This is a genomic window from Novosphingobium sp., from assembly GCF_036820275.1.
GTDB lineage: Bacteria > Pseudomonadota > Alphaproteobacteria > Sphingomonadales > Sphingomonadaceae > Novosphingobium.
Window position 1 is genome coordinate 172,394 of sequence record NZ_DAISLT010000004.1, and the last position, 16,737, is coordinate 189,130.

General features: G+C 66.6%; 14 protein-coding genes. 8 read left to right on the forward strand and 6 right to left on the reverse strand.

The features are described from left to right. The first annotated feature begins 98 nt into the window (after window positions 1-98). The 5 genes from pobA (at window position 99) to mdoH (ending at window position 7,527) form a co-directional block, all read left to right on the forward strand. Window positions 99-1,268: a 4-hydroxybenzoate 3-monooxygenase gene (pobA, locus tag V7066_RS05000; RefSeq protein ID WP_334182145.1), complete on the forward strand. Its 1,170-nt coding sequence runs from the start codon at window positions 99-101 to the stop codon at window positions 1,266-1,268. A 460-nt stretch (window positions 1,269-1,728) separates the two neighbouring features. Beyond that, complete coding sequence (locus V7066_RS05005) at window positions 1,729-2,895, forward strand: TolC family protein (RefSeq protein ID WP_334182146.1); 1,167 nt, start codon at window positions 1,729-1,731, stop codon at window positions 2,893-2,895. Next, window positions 2,888-4,063 (forward strand): efflux RND transporter periplasmic adaptor subunit, encoded by a 1,176-nt coding sequence (locus V7066_RS05010; RefSeq protein ID WP_334182147.1) that lies wholly within the window; start codon window positions 2,888-2,890, stop codon window positions 4,061-4,063. Before V7066_RS05005 ends, V7066_RS05010 begins: the two co-directional genes overlap by 8 nt. A 96-nt stretch (window positions 4,064-4,159) precedes the next feature. Then, window positions 4,160-5,710, forward strand: a complete 1,551-nt coding sequence (locus V7066_RS05015; protein ID WP_334182148.1) for a glucan biosynthesis protein — start codon at window positions 4,160-4,162, stop codon at window positions 5,708-5,710. Next, complete coding sequence (gene mdoH / locus V7066_RS05020; RefSeq protein WP_334182149.1) at window positions 5,707-7,527, forward strand: glucans biosynthesis glucosyltransferase MdoH; 1,821 nt, start codon at window positions 5,707-5,709, stop codon at window positions 7,525-7,527. The genes V7066_RS05015 and mdoH overlap by 4 nt, the downstream gene beginning before the upstream one ends. A gap of 42 nt (window positions 7,528-7,569) precedes the next feature. Here the strand turns inward: mdoH and V7066_RS05025 are convergent, their stop codons facing one another. After that, on the reverse strand, window positions 7,570-8,454 hold the full coding sequence (locus V7066_RS05025) for a LysR substrate-binding domain-containing protein (protein WP_334182150.1): 885 nt from the start codon (window positions 8,452-8,454) through the stop codon (window positions 7,570-7,572). Between the two features lie 100 nt (window positions 8,455-8,554). Here V7066_RS05025 and V7066_RS05030 point away from each other — a divergent pair, with 100 nt between their 5' ends. Further along, window positions 8,555-9,667 (forward strand): S-(hydroxymethyl)glutathione dehydrogenase/class III alcohol dehydrogenase, encoded by a 1,113-nt coding sequence (locus V7066_RS05030; RefSeq protein ID WP_334182151.1) that lies wholly within the window; start codon window positions 8,555-8,557, stop codon window positions 9,665-9,667. Further along, on the forward strand, window positions 9,667-10,497 hold the full coding sequence (gene fghA, locus V7066_RS05035) for an S-formylglutathione hydrolase (protein ID WP_334182152.1): 831 nt from the start codon (window positions 9,667-9,669) through the stop codon (window positions 10,495-10,497). Before V7066_RS05030 ends, fghA begins: the two co-directional genes overlap by 1 nt. A 305-nt stretch (window positions 10,498-10,802) precedes the next feature. Here fghA and V7066_RS05040 read toward each other — a convergent pair whose 3' ends face one another. The 5 genes from V7066_RS05040 to V7066_RS05060 all read right to left on the reverse strand — a co-directional run bounded on the left by V7066_RS05040 (window position 10,803) and on the right by V7066_RS05060 (window position 14,276). Next, on the reverse strand, window positions 10,803-11,678 hold the full coding sequence (locus tag V7066_RS05040) for an amidohydrolase family protein (protein WP_334182153.1): 876 nt from the start codon (window positions 11,676-11,678) through the stop codon (window positions 10,803-10,805). Continuing rightward, window positions 11,671-12,345: a 4-carboxy-4-hydroxy-2-oxoadipate aldolase/oxaloacetate decarboxylase gene (gene ligK / locus V7066_RS05045; protein ID WP_334182154.1), complete on the reverse strand. Its 675-nt coding sequence runs from the start codon at window positions 12,343-12,345 to the stop codon at window positions 11,671-11,673. The genes V7066_RS05040 and ligK overlap by 8 nt, the downstream gene beginning before the upstream one ends. Window positions 12,346-12,434: 89 nt before the next feature. Next, window positions 12,435-12,875: a group II truncated hemoglobin gene (locus tag V7066_RS05050; RefSeq protein ID WP_334182155.1), complete on the reverse strand. Its 441-nt coding sequence runs from the start codon at window positions 12,873-12,875 to the stop codon at window positions 12,435-12,437. Window positions 12,876-12,915: 40 nt separating this feature from the next. Next, the gene (locus V7066_RS05055; protein ID WP_334182156.1) at window positions 12,916-13,557 is read right to left on the reverse strand and encodes a L,D-transpeptidase family protein; all 642 of its coding nucleotides are present in this window, start codon (window positions 13,555-13,557) and stop codon (window positions 12,916-12,918) included. 140 nt (window positions 13,558-13,697) lie between these two features. Beyond that, on the reverse strand, window positions 13,698-14,276 hold the full coding sequence (locus V7066_RS05060; RefSeq protein WP_334182157.1) for a TetR/AcrR family transcriptional regulator: 579 nt from the start codon (window positions 14,274-14,276) through the stop codon (window positions 13,698-13,700). Window positions 14,277-14,506: 230 nt separating this feature from the next. Between V7066_RS05060 and V7066_RS05065 the strand changes: the two genes are divergently transcribed. Further along, on the forward strand, window positions 14,507-16,737 hold a 2,231-nt coding region (locus V7066_RS05065; protein WP_334182223.1), incomplete at its 3' end, for a TonB-dependent receptor.

A 16,737-nucleotide genomic window follows, 5' to 3' on the forward strand; every position in this document is an offset into this window, starting at 1 on the left:
CGCGCGGTGTCAATCCCAAGGGCGAAGCGAGGCTCCCCGACAAGTCGGCCAGAAGGTCGAAGAGCGAGCCCGCAGGTTGGAATTGGGAGAATGCGAAAATGCGCACTCAAGTAGCTATCGTCGGCGCCGGTCCTGCCGGTCTCCTCCTCGGGCACCTGCTGCGGGCCGAGGGCATCGACTGCGTGGTCGTCGAGCGCCAGACCGGTGAATACGTTCTTTCGCGCATCCGCGCGGGCGTGCTGGAGCAGGGCACTGTCGCGCTGATGGAGCGGCTCGGTCTCGATGCCCGCATGAAGGAAGAGGGCCTGCCGCACGACGGCTTCAACCTTGCCGACGGCGAGCGCCTGATCCGCATCGACATCAAGGCGCTGACCGGTAAGCAGGTCATGGTCTACGGCCAGACCGAACTCACCCGCGACCTGATGGAAGCGAGCGAGGAACGCGGTCTCGAAGTGATCTACCAGGCGGCAGATGTCGCCCTCCACGATATCGAGAGCGACGCGCCCTTCGTTACCTATACCAAGGACGGCGCAGAGCACCGCATCGACGCGCGCTTCATCGTCGGCTGCGACGGCTTCCACGGTCCCTCGCGTCAGGCGATCCCGGCCAGCGTCGGCCAGACGTTCGAGCGCGTCTATCCCTTCGGCTGGCTGGGCATCCTGGCGGACGTGCCGCCGTGCAACCACGAGCTGATCTACGCGCACCACGAACGCGGCTTCGCGCTCGCCTCGCAGCGCAGTCATACCCGCAGCCGCTATTACATCGACGTGCCGCTGACCGAGAAGCTGGAGGACTGGAGCGACGACCGGATCTGGGACGAACTCTCGATCCGCCTCGGCCCCGACGCCGCCGCACATATCACGCGCGGGCCTTCCATCGAGAAGTCGATCGCCCCGCTGCGCTCCTTCGTGTTCGAACCGATGCGCCACGGCAGCCTGCTGCTCTGCGGCGACGCCGCGCATATCGTGCCGCCGACGGGCGCCAAGGGTCTGAACCTGGCCGCCAGCGACGTCTACTATGCCCATGAAGCCCTGACCGCTTTCTTCAAGAACGCCGACAACGACGCGATTCCGGGCTATTCGGCCAAGGCCCTGCGCCGCGTCTGGGCGGCGGAGCGCTTCAGCTGGTCGCTGACCAAGCTGATGCACCGCTTCCCCGAAGACGGTCCGTTCGAGCGCCGGATGCAGCTTGCGGAACTCGACTACATCGCGTCGAGCGAGCATGCGCGGCGGGTGATTGCCGAGAATTACGTCGGGTTGCCGGTCTAAAGAATAAGAGGGAGTCCTGGGGCCCTTCGACAAGCTCAGGAGATCCCCCAGACCCTCGGAATGTCGGCGTCGCGCGCGACCTATCCGATGCGCGCTCCTTGCGGCGCAGCCATTATGTCTGCCGACGCCGCCGTGGCAGCGGAACGGCGTTGGTCCGCGTAACCTAGACAGTATCGGGGGTGCAGGGGGTCTATGATCCCCTGCTTTTTCTTTATTCTTTTCGACACCCTCGGCCCTCCCATGCGTTTCGGCACCGTTCGACCGGAATGCAGCGAGGGGATGACGGAACATGGATCGGGAAGCGGCCAGTGGCCAGCAGGTGGCTATGGGTGCGTTTTTCGTCGCTCCGGCAAGAACTTGGGGGCTTCGCATGCGCAGCACGATTGCCTCGGCGCGCTTTGCTGCTATCGCAGCCCTTGTGCGAAATCCTGTTGTCCTTCGCCGCGCACGCGGCCCCTTTGTGTCGGCGTTTGCCATTGGGCTGAGCCTCGCGCTCGCCGGGTGCGTCACGTCCAAGGCGCCCGAGACCCATGCCGCGCTGACGATCGCGCCGCCGGTGGAAGCTCCGCAGGACGGTGACTGGTGGAAGGCGGCGGGCGATCCGTTGTTGGCCAATCTCATTGAGCGCGGTCTTGCGGCGGACAACGATCTCGCCTGCCGCGCCGCGCGTCTGCACGAGCAGGAAGAAACCGACGCCTCGGCATCGCGCCGCCTGTCGGGCAAGGTCCGCGCGCTGGTCGGCAAGGACGAGGCGCCGGAGCGCGATGCGGCGCGCATGGCCTGGGCCTATGCCTATGCGCAGGCCCGCGCCGACCGGGCGACCGAAGTGGCGCTGGCCTATGTCCAGGTGCGCCGCCTTCAGCAGGTTCTCATCCTGCGCACCCAGCGGCTCGACCAGTTCCGCGACAATGCGGTGATCGCCGAGTTTCGCCGACAGGCCGGTCTTGTCACCGCCATCGACGGCGGCCTGGGCAACAGCATGGCGGGCGTGGCCGATGCCGACGTTGCCGCCACCCGCGCGCGCTACGACGAGGCGCGCGGCAGGCTTTCGGCGCTGACCGGGATGACGGACACCGATCTCCTGACCGCGCTGGGGGAGAAGGCGGATATCCCGACTTTTGCAGTCGACGCTTCGCCCGCATCCGAGGCGCCGCTGCACCGCGCCGATCTTCTCGCCTTGCGCAGCCGCCTCGAATCCAGCCTTGCGCACGACAAGATAACGCAGGTGCAGCTCGATGCCGCGATCGCCGCGCCCGAGGATGCTACGACATCGCAGGTTCTGCGCGATGCCTTGCAGAAGCTGACCAAGGCGGATGAGGGCGCGCGCGCCGAAATCGCCTCGACCCGCGTCGCGCTCGCTGCTTTCGACAAGCGCGAATCTGCGCTGGCGGATACCGCCGCCCAGGCCAAGCGCGCCGTCACCGACGCGCGCTCGGCCTATCGGGCCGGCTTTGGGGATTTCGCCACGCTCTACGTTGCCGAGGCAGCGGCGCTGGCCGCCGAGGAAGCGCGCGTCGGCCTGAAGGCGGACCGTGCGGCGACGGTCATTCGCCTGCACAAGCAGGAAGGCGCGGGCTGGTCCGCCGCCGATCTCGACCCGCCGATGGGGACCGCGAGCTGTGACTGACGCCGAATCGGGGGCACTCGACACATTTCTGGGAGCCGGCAAACGACGGGGGCGGGGGCATTTCCTCACCGTGGCGCTGCTGGCGCTGGCGGCCGTCGCTTCGATCATGCTGCTGGTCCGGTTCCTGAGCGGAACGGATTCGCCTTATTACACCGCTCTGGTCGAGCGCGGCGACGTGGTGCCGCTGATCTCGGAGCAGGGGACGATCCACGGCAGCGGCGAAGTCGGCCTGACGGCGACGCTGGACGGCACCGTCACCGCGGAAGGCGTTCCGGCGGGCGGGCGCGTGGAGGAAGGACAGGTGCTCGCCACCATCGACGCCGAGCCGCTGCGCAGTACCCTTTCGGCCGACCGCTCGCTGGTCTCGGCCGCCGAGTCCGACCTTGCCGCCGCCCGTGCGGCGCGGGACGAGGCAGCGGCCAAGCTCGGTCGTTTCGAGGATGTCTGGCGCCGGTCCGGGCATCGGGTCCCGGCGATCAACGAACTGGAGAGTGCCCGCAGCGCAGTCGATCGCGCGACGCGTGAGGTTGCTGCGTCGCAGGCGCGTCTCTCGGCGGCGCAGAGCGGTCTCAAGGCCGACAGCGAGAAGCTGGCCGCCGCCGTCGTGCGCGCGCCTTTCGCGGGCTTCGTGGTGGACCGCAATATCAGCACCGGGCAGCGCGTGCGCGCCGGCATGCGGCTGTTCACGCTTGCCGCCAGCGACGAGACGCTGGAGATCGAGATTCCGCTGGCCAAGGCGGGCGATGCCGAGATCGGCACCGGCACCATGGCCCGCGTGCGGCTGGATGCCATGCCGGATGCCGTGCAGCAGGCCAGGCTGGCGCGCGTCCTGCTGGACCGCGCCGATGCGCCGGGATCGCGCCGCGCCGCCTTTGCGCTGGAGAAGCCGGCGGAAACCGTGCGTCCGGGCATGGCCGCCACGGTCGAGATCGCCTTGCCCGCGCGCAAGGGCGTGATGCTGGTGCCCGATTCCGCGCTCACGTTCGATCCCGAGAACTCGGCCGACCGCAGCCGGGCGCGCATTTATCTCGTTTCGCCGGACGGGGAGCCGCGCCGGGTCTATGTTTCTACAGGCGCAGGCGACGGTAAACGCACCGAAGTCTTCGCCAATGACCTCAAGCCCGGTGACGAAGTGATCATCGGCTGGCGCAATCCGCCCACTCGATAACGGTGCCGGTAATCGCGCCCGACAATAGAAGGACCCTTCAGGCGCAACGAAACTTTGGTTTCGTCTATGCGTATTGACCGCATGAACCGAACGAACATGAGGGGCGAGAGCCCGGATACGGCTGTCGAAGCCGATCTTCCCGTCTCGCAGCGAGCGCTCGCCCGGCGCGAATTTTCGGGCCTTTTGGCCCTGATGGCCGGGCTTGCCGCTTTTCCGCGCATGGCCGAGGCCGCCGTGCAGCCGAAATTCGCCGCACCCGCGCCGTTTTCCTGGGACACGCTGGTCCAGCAGGCCCGCGTGCTTGCCGGGCGGCCGTGGACCGAGCCGACGACCTCTCCCCATGCCGCCGCCGATTTCGATGCGGCGGGCAGGCTGACTTACGGGCAGGCGCAGGCGCTTGGCGGCAATGTCCGCCTGTTCCCGACGACGCGCGGCACGTCGCCCCATGCCGTGAAGCTCCACCTCGTGGAGAACGGCGCGGCGCGCGAACTCGTCGATGCGCGCGGGCTTTTCGTGGGCGGCAAGCAGGGCGATCCGGCGGGCTTCCGGGTCATGACCGCCGATCAGCACTCGGACTGGATGGCCTATCTCGGCGCCTCCTATTTCCGCGCTTCCGGCTCGCGCGACCAGTACGGCCTTTCTGCGCGCGGCATCGCCGTCGATACCGCGCTGCCCAAGGCGGAGGAGTTCCCCGCCTTCACCGAATTCTGGATCGAGAACCTCGGGGGCGACCACGTTCGCATCCACGCCCTGCTCGATGGTCCGAGCGTGACCGGCGCCTATGCCTTCGATTGCCGCAAGACGGCAGCCGGGGTGACGCAGGACGTGCGCGCGGCGCTGTTCTTCCGCCGCGACATCGAGCGCCTCGGCGCCGCGCCGATCACCAGCATGTTCTGGTACGACCAGTCCGACTTCGCCAAGCGCGGGGACTGGCGCCCGGAAATCCACGATTCCGATGGTCTGGCGCTGTGGTCCGGCAGCGGCGAGCGCATCTGGGTGCCGCTCTCCAACCCTTCGGTGAACCGCACCAATGCCCTGCGCGCCGATCATGTGAAGGCTTTCGGCCTGCTCCAGCGTGACCAGACCTTCGACCACTATCAGGACGACGGCGCGTTCTACGATCGCCGCCCCTCGCTCTGGGTCGAGCCGCAAGGCGACTGGGGCACGGGCACGGTCATGCTCTACCGCATGCCGACCGATGCCGAGACGCAGGACAACATCGCCGCGTTCTGGGTCTCCGATCAGCCTGCAAAGGCCGGGCAGAGCCGCGAGTTTTCCTATCGCCTCACCTGGACTTCGCAGGACCCCAGCGCCGGGACCGCCGCGCGCTGCGTGGACAGCTGGCAGGGCCGGGCCGGGCGGCCGGGCGACACCCCGACCTCGCAGGAAGCACGCAAGTTCGTGTTCGATTTCGAAGGCCCCGTGCTCAAGGGCCTCACCCGCGACAGTGGGGTGACGGCGGCGACGAACCTGCCACCCAAGGCCCTGCTTCATGCCGCCGCCTATCCGGTGGCCGGGCAGGAAGGCCGCTGGCGGGTGACTCTGGACGTGTCGCCCTCGGCTGTGCCTTCGCCTGAATTCAGGCTATATATAAAACGTGGTGAGCAAGCGCTCAGCGAGACAGTGATCCAGGGAATTCAGCCATGAACCGCGCCCTCAACCCGCTTCCGGCGGAAGCGCCGCTGGCGATGCCGATCCAGGACCTCGACGGCATCGCACCGGGCACGATCGCCGTCGCCACCAGCCCGCACGGCATGTTGGTGAAACGTCTGCTGCTGATCGCGTTGACCGCCACGATCGGCCTTGCCGCGTCGAGCGAAGTGCGCTTCGCCCTGTCGCGTGACGGCCTCGGCGTGATCGACGTGATCCTGTTGCTGTTCTTCGTGCCGCTGTTCTGCTGGATTTCCTTCGGCTTCGTCACGTCGACGATCGGTTTCCTCCAGCTCATCAGCGGCAAGCACCCCGGATTCACTGCGATCCCCAGTCCGGCGTCCTCGCTGCGGCACCGCACCGCCGTGCTCATGCCGGTCTACAACGAGAGCGTGGAGGCCACCTTCGGCCGCGTGCGGGCGATGACCAATTCCATCGCGGCTTCGGGTGCGGCGGAGTGGATCGACTTCTTCGTCCTCAGCGACTCCAACGCCTTCCACGGCAAGCGCGAAGAAGCCGCCTGGCGCGAGATCGCCGCCGAGGCACCGATCAACGTCTATTACCGCCGCCGCGAGAAGAACATCGCGCGCAAACCCGGCAATATCGCGGAATGGGTCCAGCGCTTCGGCGGCGCCTACGAGAACATGCTGATCCTCGACGCCGACTCGCTGATGAGCGGCGATGCCATCGTCGGCATGGCGGCGATCATGGAGGAGCGGCCCTCGATCGGCCTGCTCCAGACCGTGCCGATGATCATCAATGCCAAGACCGTGTTTCAGCGCTGGATGCGCTTCGCCAGCGAGGCCTACGGGCCGATCGCCTCGGCGGGGCTGCTCTGGTGGTCGGGCGCGGAATCGAACTTCTGGGGCCACAACGCGATCGTCCGTACCCGTGCCTTCGCCGAGGCTTGCGGTCTGCCGGAACTGCCGGGCAAGCCGCCGTTCGGCGGGCACATCCTCAGCCACGACATGTTGGAATCCGCGCTGCTGCGCCGCCGCGGCTGGGCCGTGCACATGGTCATGATCGACGGCAGCTACGAGGAATTCCCGCCCACCATCGTCGATCATGCGATCCGCGACCGTCGCTGGATGCAGGGCAATCTCCAGCATCTGCGTCTGCTCGATGCTTCCGGCCTGCACTGGGCGAGCCGCCTGCATCTGCTGATCGGTGCCTCGGCCTATCTGACCTCGCCGGGCTGGCTCCTGCTGCTCATCACCTCGATCGCGCAGGCCGCCGCCAGCAAAGGCGGGCAGATCCTGGGCGTGGTGACGCCGCCGAGCGTGCTCTGGCTTACCGTGCTGCTGCTGTTCGGACCGAAGGCGATGGGCACGATCTGGGTCCTCGCCGACAAGACGCGCCGCCGCAGCTTCGGCGGTTTCAGCGGTGTCCTGCGCACGGTCGCGCTGGAAGTGCCGCTGGCGATCCTGCTGGCGCCGGTGACCATGGTCATGCAGGTCAAGGCGCTGGTCGGCCTCGCGCTCGGCATTCCGGTGCACTGGAACACCCAGGACCGCGATGCCCGCCGCATTTCCGTGCGCGAGGTGCTGCCCGACCTCAAGGAGCACATTGCGCTCGGCGTGCTTTTCGCGGCGACGGTGTTCATCGATCCGGTGACGGCGCTGTGGCTCTCGCCGCTGACTTTGGGCCTGCTCGCCTCGCCCTGGCTCATCAGCCTGACGTCCAGCCAGCAGATCGGCGAACGGGCCGAGCGGCACGGTTATTTCCGGGTGCCCGCGCCGACGATCGACGATCCTGTCGAACACGCCAACGACGATGTGGAAGAGGGCGGTACGCCGCCGCTGGTGATCGGCTAGAGCGTTTTCCAGTCCTGACGACCCGGAAAACGCGATAACCCGTCAAGCGCTGGCCTCGGCCAGCCTTGCCGACAGATGCGCGCGCAAATGCGCCACCAGCGCGCCGACCTTGGGGGAGAGATGGCGGCGCTGCGGATAGACCGCCCAGATCGGCTCCTCCTCCGGCGCGAGGTCGGTCAGCACCGGCTCCAGCCGACCCGCCGCGACATGATCGCCAAGGTAGAAGGCGGGCAACTGGCATAGCCCCATGCCCGCCAGCGCCGCTTCCAGCAGGGCATTGCCGCTGTTGCAGCGCCAGCGGCCTTGCGGGCGGAAGGTCTTGCCGCCACGAAATTGCCACTGCGCCGCCGAGCCAACCAGACATTCGTGACGCGAAAGCTCCGCGATATCGGAAGGCCGCCCATGGGCATCAAGGTAGGCAGGCGAGGCGAGGGTGATCAGGGCGCGCGATGCCACCCGGGTCGCCACCAGCCGGGAGTCTTCCAGATGACCGGTGCGGATCGCCAGATCGTAGCCATCGGCGATCAGGTCGACGAGGCCGTTGTCGAGATCCAGCGTCACCGAGATCGCCGGATAGGCCTGCGAAAGTTCGCGCACCAGCGGCGCCACGAACTTCTCGCCCAGCGCGTAGGAGCAGGTGACGCGGAGGTGCCCGCGCGGCTCGCCCTGAGAGGTGATCGCGGCAATCGCCTCGTCGCGCTCCTCGATCAGGCGGCGGCAGGTTTCGAGGAAGATCTGGCCGGTTTCCGTCAGCCGCAATGTACGCGTCGTGCGCAGCATCAGCTGGACCTGAAGCCGCGTTTCCAGCCGTGCGAGCGCCCGGCTCATATGCGTGACGCTGGCGCCATAGGCCTCCGCCGCCAAAGTGAAGCTGCCGTGGCGCGCGACCATCACGAACTCTTCGATCCCGTCCCACTGGCCGAGCATGATTTTCCCCGTATGGTGATAATACTTTTCAGAACGGGCGCTTTATCACAGCAAGGCCCGGTCCTACAAAGCGCGCACGAAGTTCAAGGAGCATACCCCAATGAAGACCCGCGCCGCCGTCGCCTTCGAGGCCAAGAAGCCGCTCGAAATCGTCGAACTGGACCTTGAAGGCCCCAAGGCGGGCGAGGTTCTGGTGGAAATCATGGCGACCGGCATCTGCCACACCGACGCCTATACGCTGGACGGTCTGGACAGCGAGGGGATCTTCCCCAGCGTGCTGGGCCATGAAGGCGCCGGCATCGTACGCGAAGTGGGCGCGGGCGTTACTTCGGTGGTGCCGGGTGATCACGTGATCCCGCTCTACACCCCGGAATGCCGCCAGTGTAAGTCGTGCCTCTCCGGCAAGACCAACCTCTGCACCGCAATCCGCGCCACGCAGGGCAAGGGCCTGATGCCGGACGGCACCACGCGCTTTTCCTACAAGGGCCAGCCGATTTACCACTACATGGGTTGCTCGACCTTCTCGAACTTCACCGTTCTGCCCGAAATCGCCGTCGCCAAGATCCGTGAAGACGCGCCGTTCCAGTCGTCCTGCTACATCGGTTGCGGCGTCACCACGGGCGTCGGCGCCGTCATCAACACCGCGAAGGTGCAGGTGGGTGACAATGTCGTGGTCTTCGGCCTCGGCGGCATCGGCCTCAACGTGATCCAGGGCGCGCGCCTCGCGGGTGCCAACAAGATCATCGGCGTGGACATCAACCCGGACCGCGAGGAATGGGGCCGCCGCTTCGGCATGACCGACTTCCTCAACACCAAGGGCGTGAGCCGCGAGGACGTGGTCGCCAAGATCGTGCTGATGACCGACGGCGGCGCGGACTACACCTTCGACGCCACCGGCAATACCGAAGTGATGCGCACCGCACTGGAAGCCTGCCACCGCGGCTGGGGCACCTCGATCGTGATCGGCGTGGCCGAAGCGGGCAAGACCATCGAGACGCGCCCGTTCCAGCTCGTGACGGGCCGCAACTGGCGCGGCACCGCGTTCGGCGGCGCCAAGGGCCGTACCGACGTGCCGAAGATCGTCGACATGTACATGACCGGCAAGATCGAGATCGACCCGATGATCACCCACGTCATGGGCCTGGAAGAGATCAACACCGCGTTCGACCTGATGCATGAAGGCAAGTCGATCCGTTCGGTCGTCGTCTTCTGATGGAGACGGTTTCGACCAACAAGGCGTTCGGCGGGGTGCAGGGTGTCTACACCCACGCCTCCGCCGAGACGGGCACGGAGATGACTTTCTCGGTTTTCGTGCCCGAGCATGCCCCGGGTACGAAGCTGCCGGTGCTGTGGTATCTCTCGGGCCTGACCTGCACCCACGCCAACGTCACCGAAAAGGGCGAATTCCGCCGCGCCTGCGCCGAGCACGGCGTGATCTTTGTCGCGCCGGATACGTCTCCGCGCGGCGATGACGTGCCGGATGACGAAGGCTACGACTTCGGCAAGGGCGCGGGTTTCTACGTCGATGCGACGCAGGAGCCGTGGAGCGCGAACTTCCGCATGCGCTCCTACATCGAGACCGAGCTTCCCGCCGTGATCGCCGAGCACTTCCCCGCCGACATGGCGCGGCAGGGCATTACCGGCCACTCGATGGGCGGTCACGGCGCGCTGACGATCGCGCTGCGCGATCCTTCGCGCTTCCGCTCGGTCAGCGCCTTTGCGCCGATCGTCTCGCCGCTGAACTGCCCTTGGGGCGAGAAGGCACTGACCGGCTATATCGGCGCGGACCGCGCTGCATGGCGTGAATACGACGCCTGTGCGCTGATCGAGGATGGTGCGCGTCTGCCGGACCTGCTGGTCGATCAGGGCACGGCTGACGGCTTCCTTGAAGGTCAGTTGAAGACGCATCTGCTGGAAGAGGCTTGCGCCAAGGCGGGCCAGCCGGCGACGATCCGGATGCAGGAGGGGTATGACCACTCCTATTACTTCATCTCCAGCTTCATGGCCGAGCATATCGGCTGGCATGCGGAGCGGTTGAAGTAACAAGAGGAAAATCCGGGGGATGATCCCCCGGACCCTCGGAATGTCTACGTTGCGCGCCGCCTATCCGTCGTGCGCTCCCTGCGGCGCAGGCTTTATCATGTCTCCCGACGCAATCGGCGCGCCAACCGCGAGTGCGGGGCGCGCCGATACATTTCCGCTGTCGAGCGCCACCACTCCTTCGTCATTGCGAGGAGGCGAAGCCGACGCGGCAATCCAGAGCGGCTCTGCGCGACTCTGGATTGCTTCGCTACGCTCGCAATGACGAGGTGTGGAGTTGTGGGGCCGGCATTCGCCCCACCGTCAGCTTAAAGCTCTTCCGGCCAGTAAAGCCGCATCGGATTGGTCACGAGTAGCTTCTGCTGAAGCTCTGCCGTGGGCGCGATGCGGGGGATCATGTCGACCAGATGGCCGTCGTCCGGAATGTTGTCCTGCATGTTCGGGTGCGGCCAGTCGGTGCCCCAGATCACGCGGTCCGGATAGTCCGCCACCAGCGGCGCGACCGCTTCGGCGAACTTGTCCCACGGGTCATTCGTCGGGTCGAGGCGGTCGGGGCAGGTAGCCTTGAACCAGATGTCCTCGCGCGAATCGAGGAGGGTGCGGAACGCCTTCATGTCCACGCCGTCCGGCCCCTGCGTCACGTCCGGGCGGCCCATGTGATCGATGACGACCGGCACCGGGATCGCGTCGATGAAGGCGCGCATCTCATCGAGGATGTCCGCCTCGAAGTAGATCACCACGTGCCAGCCTTCGGGCAGGCGACCGGCGACTTCGAGGAACTTGTCCTTCGGCGCATCGTCCACGAGGCGCTTGAGGAAGTTGAAGCGGATGCCGCGAATGCCGCCTTCATGCAGCTTGGCGAGGTCCGCGTCCGAGATCGCCGGATCGACCACGGCCACGCCGCGCGCCTTTCCGTCGGACTTGGCGATGGCGTCCAGCGTCGCGGCATTGTCGGTGCCGTGGCAGCTCGCCTGCACGATCACGTTGCGGGCGAAGCCGAGGTGATCGCGCAGGGCGAAGAGCTTGTCCGGCCCGGCGTCCTCGGGGAGGTACTTGGCCTTGGCGCTGAACGGGAACTCAGCCATCGGGCCGAAGACGTGGCAATGCGCGTCGATCGCGCCTGCGGGCGGCGTGTAGAGCGGCTTGCTCGGGGCCGCGTGCCACGAGGTGATCCGCTCAGACATACTTGAGGCCTTCCTTTTCGAGGCGCTCGCGCATCTTGTACATGTCGAGGCCGAGCACGCCTGCGGCCAGCTTCTCGCGCTTTTCGCCTTCGTTGGCTTCGCGGGCCTGTGCGGCGGCGAGCACTTCGGCGGCCTTTTCGCGGGGGACCACGACCACGCCGTCATCGTCGGCCACGATCACGTCGCCGGGGTTCACGGCGGCATTGGCGCAGACGACCGGCACGTTGACGGAGCCGAGCGTGTTCTTGACGGTGCCCTGCGCGTAGACCGCCTTGGACCAGACCGGGAATTCCATCTCGGTCAGGTCGCGCACGTCGCGCACGCCGGCGTCGATGATCAGGCCGCGGCAGCCGCGCGCGATGGCGCTGGTGGCCAGCAGGTCGCCGAAGTAGCCGTCCTCACAGGGGCTGGTCGGGGCGAGGAGGAGCACATCGCCTTCCTTGAGCTGCTCGATGGCGACGTGGACCATCCAGTTGTCGCCCGGAGGCGCGCTGATGGTCACCGCCGAACCGGCGATGCGGGCACCGCGATAGATCGGGGTCATGTAGCTGGCGAGAAGGCCGGTGCGGCCCTGGGCTTCATGGACGGTTGCGACGCCGCACTTGGCGAGGCCGTCGATCACCGCGGGGTCGGCCCGCTCGATGTTCTGGACGACGATACCACTCATCACGTGCTCTCCTGCATTATCGGAATTTCAGGCCGTCATTCTAGGCCCGAGACCGCAGGAAAGGCGAAGGGGATTGCCCTTGGTGGGTATTAGTTCTGGCTAATCGTGGTTTCGGCGGGCGCCTCGTCGGGGACATTGCGCATCCAGTCGGCGAGGCGGGCCATCGACTCGTCGATCGCGGCGCGGGCCTGTTCGTCGGCCACGGTTTCTGCCAGCGCGCCGCGCATGCAGAGCAGCCAGGCATCACGCGCGGCGGAATCGATCGGCACCCGCATGTGGCGCTGGCGCATGCGGGGATGGCCGCGGACCGGGGAGAACAGCGCCGGGCCGCCCAGCCATTCGGACAGATAATCCTTCAGCACCTGCCCCAGCGGCGCGAGGTCCGGCGGGTGCATGGCGCGGATCGTTCGGGCCTCGTCCAACTGGTCCATGCGGGCGTAGAAGCTGTCGACGAGGGCATCGATCGTCGCGGCACCGCCGATGCGGTCGTAGAGGCTGGTCTCGGTCATCGTGGCCGCGTCTTCGGGCATTGCCGCCCCCGGTTCAAGTCCGATCGGTGTTCAAGCCCCGTCAGCCGCCTGCAAGATCGTCGCCGAGGCCGACCTGCTTGCCGCGCGTGATGTAGACCTTGTCGCCGATCTTCGTCGTTCCGAAGAGCTTGGCGGCAAAGTCTACCGGCATGCCCACGCAGCCGTGGCTGGCGTAGCCCAGTTCCACGTTCGAGCCGTGAAGGGTGATGCCGTCGTTGGTCAGGCGCTGCATGTAGGGCATCGGCGCGCCGGTGTAGATGTTGGAGACGTGGTCCTTGTCCTTCTCGGTAATCGGGAAGACGCCGAGCGGGGTGGGCGTGTCTCCGGTGCCGAGCAGCACTGCACTCGTGCCGATCTCGTAGCCGCCCCGGAATACCGAGATCACCCGCGCGTCGAGGTCGACGGTCATCACGATCGGCCCGGCGGGGACGTTCGCCTCGTCCCAGTGCCATTCGCCGTACTTGATCGCGCCCTTGATCGGCAGGATGCGCTTGATGACGAAAGGTTCGTCCTTGGGCGGCACGGAAGGCTGAGGGGCGGGCTTGGGGGCGGGCCGGGCGGGAGCTGCGGCGACGGCATGGGGCGAGGGCGGCGCGGCGGGTTCCGAGGAGGACAGCGCAAAGACGCCGACGATCACGGCAATCGCGAGTACGCCGGAAGCGAGCAGGAGGCGGGGATTCACGGGAAGAGGTGTCCTGTCGGTTCGGCGGCTTTCACCGGCCCAACATCGCGCAAGGCCGCCGTCAATGCCAGCGCGCTCTGGGCGATGTCCCGCAAGGGGACTGGCGGGAGGCAAAGATTAACGGCGTGATGGCGGAGAGGTCAGTCTCCATCCCCGTCTCGCGCGGTCCCGTTCCGCGCGGCAATGCCTTCGCGCAGGATCGAATTCGCCAGCTCGGCCAGACTCTCCGGCGTGCCCTCGTTCGACCAGACCGCGTAGCGCAGGCCGAGGAACACGTTCATCCCCATGATCGCCCAGGCGTGAGCCTCGCCCAGTCCCTCGCGCAACTCGCCCTTGCGCGTACCTTCGGCAAGGCGCTCGCGGATGCGGCGGGCGGTCGATTCGTAGTGAATGCGAAAACTGGCCGGATCGACGAACTCGCTCTCGTCGATGATGCGGTAGATTTCCTTATGCTCGCGGGCGAAGCGCAGGAAGGCGGCGAGGGCAGCCTGTTCGGTTTCGAGCGCGGGAAGCGGATCGCGCAGGGCCTCACGCGCGGCCTGTTTCACTTTGCCGCTGAGGTCGTCCACCAGCGCGCGGAAGATTTCGTCCTTGGAATCGAAGTACGTATAGAAGCTGCCGAGTGCGGTGCCCGCGCGCCTGGTGATGCCGGTTATCGAAGCTTCGTGAAAGCCGTTCTCGCCGAACTCGATCGCGGCGGCATCCAGCAGTTTGCGCAAGGTGCGCCGCCCGCGCTCCGTGCGTGGAACTTTGGCCGAAATCGCCGGCTCCCGCGAGTCTTCCCGATCCTGAGGCGCTTCATCTGTGGTCACAAAGGCACAGCTAGACCCGGATCGTCGCCATGGCAAACCTTCAATATTGAAAGGTGGTTCATGTTTCGATATCGAGGGCGCAACACCAGTAGAGTGCGATGGGAGTTTCAGCGATGCAGAAGGGGCGTTTCCGCAGCATGGGGATCGGCGGCAGGGGGGCAAGCTGCCTTGCGCTGGCCATGAGCCTTGGCCTTGCCGCACCGGCTCTGGGGCAGGAGGCCGATCAGCCTGCCGCCACGGGCGACGTGAGCACCGGCGAGATCGTCGTCACCGCCCGTCGCCGTGAGGAACGCCTTGTGGACGTTCCCATCGCCGTCACCAGCTTCAGCGGGGAGCAACTCGCCAAGTCCGGCGCGCTCGACATTACCGATATCGCCCAGTCCACCCCGAACGTGACGCTGGAAGTCTCGCGCGGGACCAACTCCACGCTCTCCGCCTTTATTCGCGGCATCGGCCAGCAGGACCCGGTCTCGGGCTTCGAGCAGGGCGTGGGCATCTATCTCGACGACGTCTACCTCAACCGCCCGCAGGCCGCCGTGCTCGATATCTACGACGTCGAGCGGATCGAAGTGCTGCGCGGGCCGCAGGGCACGCTCTATGGTCGCAACACCATCGGCGGCGCGGTGAAGTACGTGACGCGCGAATTGCCCGACCATTTCTCGCTCAAGCTGCGCGGCACTTACGGCACTTACGACCAGGCCGACGGCGTGTTGACCGTCTCGACGCCGATCAGCGACCTCGTGCGCGTCGGCGGCTCGGTGGCGCGCCTGTCGCGCGGGGGCTTCGGCAAGAACCTGACCACCGGCGAGGACAACTACAACAAGGATATCTGGGCCGGGCGCGGCACCGTGGAGATCGGCGGCAAGGGCCAGCCGGTGCTGATCCGCATCTCCGGCGACTATACCCGCGACAAGTCGAACACGCGCGGCGGCCACCGCCTGATCCCGGGCATGGTCTCCGGCACGCCGGTGCTGGACGACGTGTTCGACAGCCAGGGCGGGCTGGACGATCCCCGGCAGGACGTGAAGGCCTACGGCTTTGCGATCAATGCCAGCGCCGAACTGAGCGACGCGCTGACGTTCCGCTCGATCAGCGCCTGGCGCAAGGACAAGAGCGCCTCGCCGATCGACTTCGACGCGCTGCCCGCCGTCGATGTCGACGTGCCTGCCTTCTACAACAACGAGCAGGTCAGCCAGGAATTCCAGCTGCTCTACGACAACGGTAGCTGGCTCCAGGGCATGATCGGCGCCTACTACCTTGGCGCCAAGGCGGATACCGCCTTCGACGTGCGTATCTTCACCACGGTCAACGGTCTCACCGCCTATACCCAGGCCGATGTCGACACCAGCACCTGGGCGGTCTTCGGCGACTTCACCTTCGACTTCACCGACCAGCTCAGTCTCGCGGTCGGCGGACGCTATACCTGGGACGAGCGCAAGGCCGAGATCCTGCGCCAGAACTATCTCGGCGGCGGTTCGCCGGTGTTCGGCGGCCTCGGCGTGCCGTTCGGGGCACCGAGCACGGACTTCTCGGGCAAGGCGGTGTTCAAGAAGTTCACCCCGCGCGCCTCGCTCAGCTTCAAGCCGACGCCGGACCACAATCTCTACGCCAGCTTCTCGCAGGGCTTCAAGGGCGGCGGTTTCGACCCGCGCGGCGTCGGCGTAAACGCACCGTCGGCGACGCCGGGCCAGCCGACCGATGCCGAAGTCAGCGACTACCTGAGCTTCAAGCCGGAATCGGTGGACAGCTACGAGGTCGGCTACAAGGGCAACCTGTTCGGCGGAGGTCTCTACGTGGCGCTGGCCGCGTTCCACATGGACTACAAGGACGTGCAGATCCCCGGATCGGCGGGCTGTACGGTGAACGGCTTGCCGACCTTCTGCGGCGTCATCACCAATGCCGGCAAAGTGAAGATCGACGGCGTGGAGTTCGAGGCCAATGCCCGCCTTGCCCAGAACCTCGCGGCTTCGGGAGACCGCCTGAACCTCTCCGGCTCGCTCGGCTACATCAATGCGCGCTACAAGGAATACATCACCCAGGTGCCCGGCGTCGGCCCGGTGGACGTGGCCGAATTCCGCAAGGTCCAGAACACCCCGAAGTGGAACGGCAGCGCGACCCTGGCCTATACCGCGCCGGTTGGCGAGGGCGACGTCTCGTTCAACACCACGGTCTCCTATCGCGGCAAGACCTACCAGTTCGAGGTTCCCAACCCCTATATCGACCAGAAGGGCTATGCGCTGCTGGACGCCAGTCTGGTCTATACCGCGCCCGGCGGCCGCTGGAGCCTGGGTGTCCACGGCAAGAACATCCTCGACAAGGAATACAAGACCTCGGGCTATACCTTCATCGGCGCCGACCCGGTGACCGG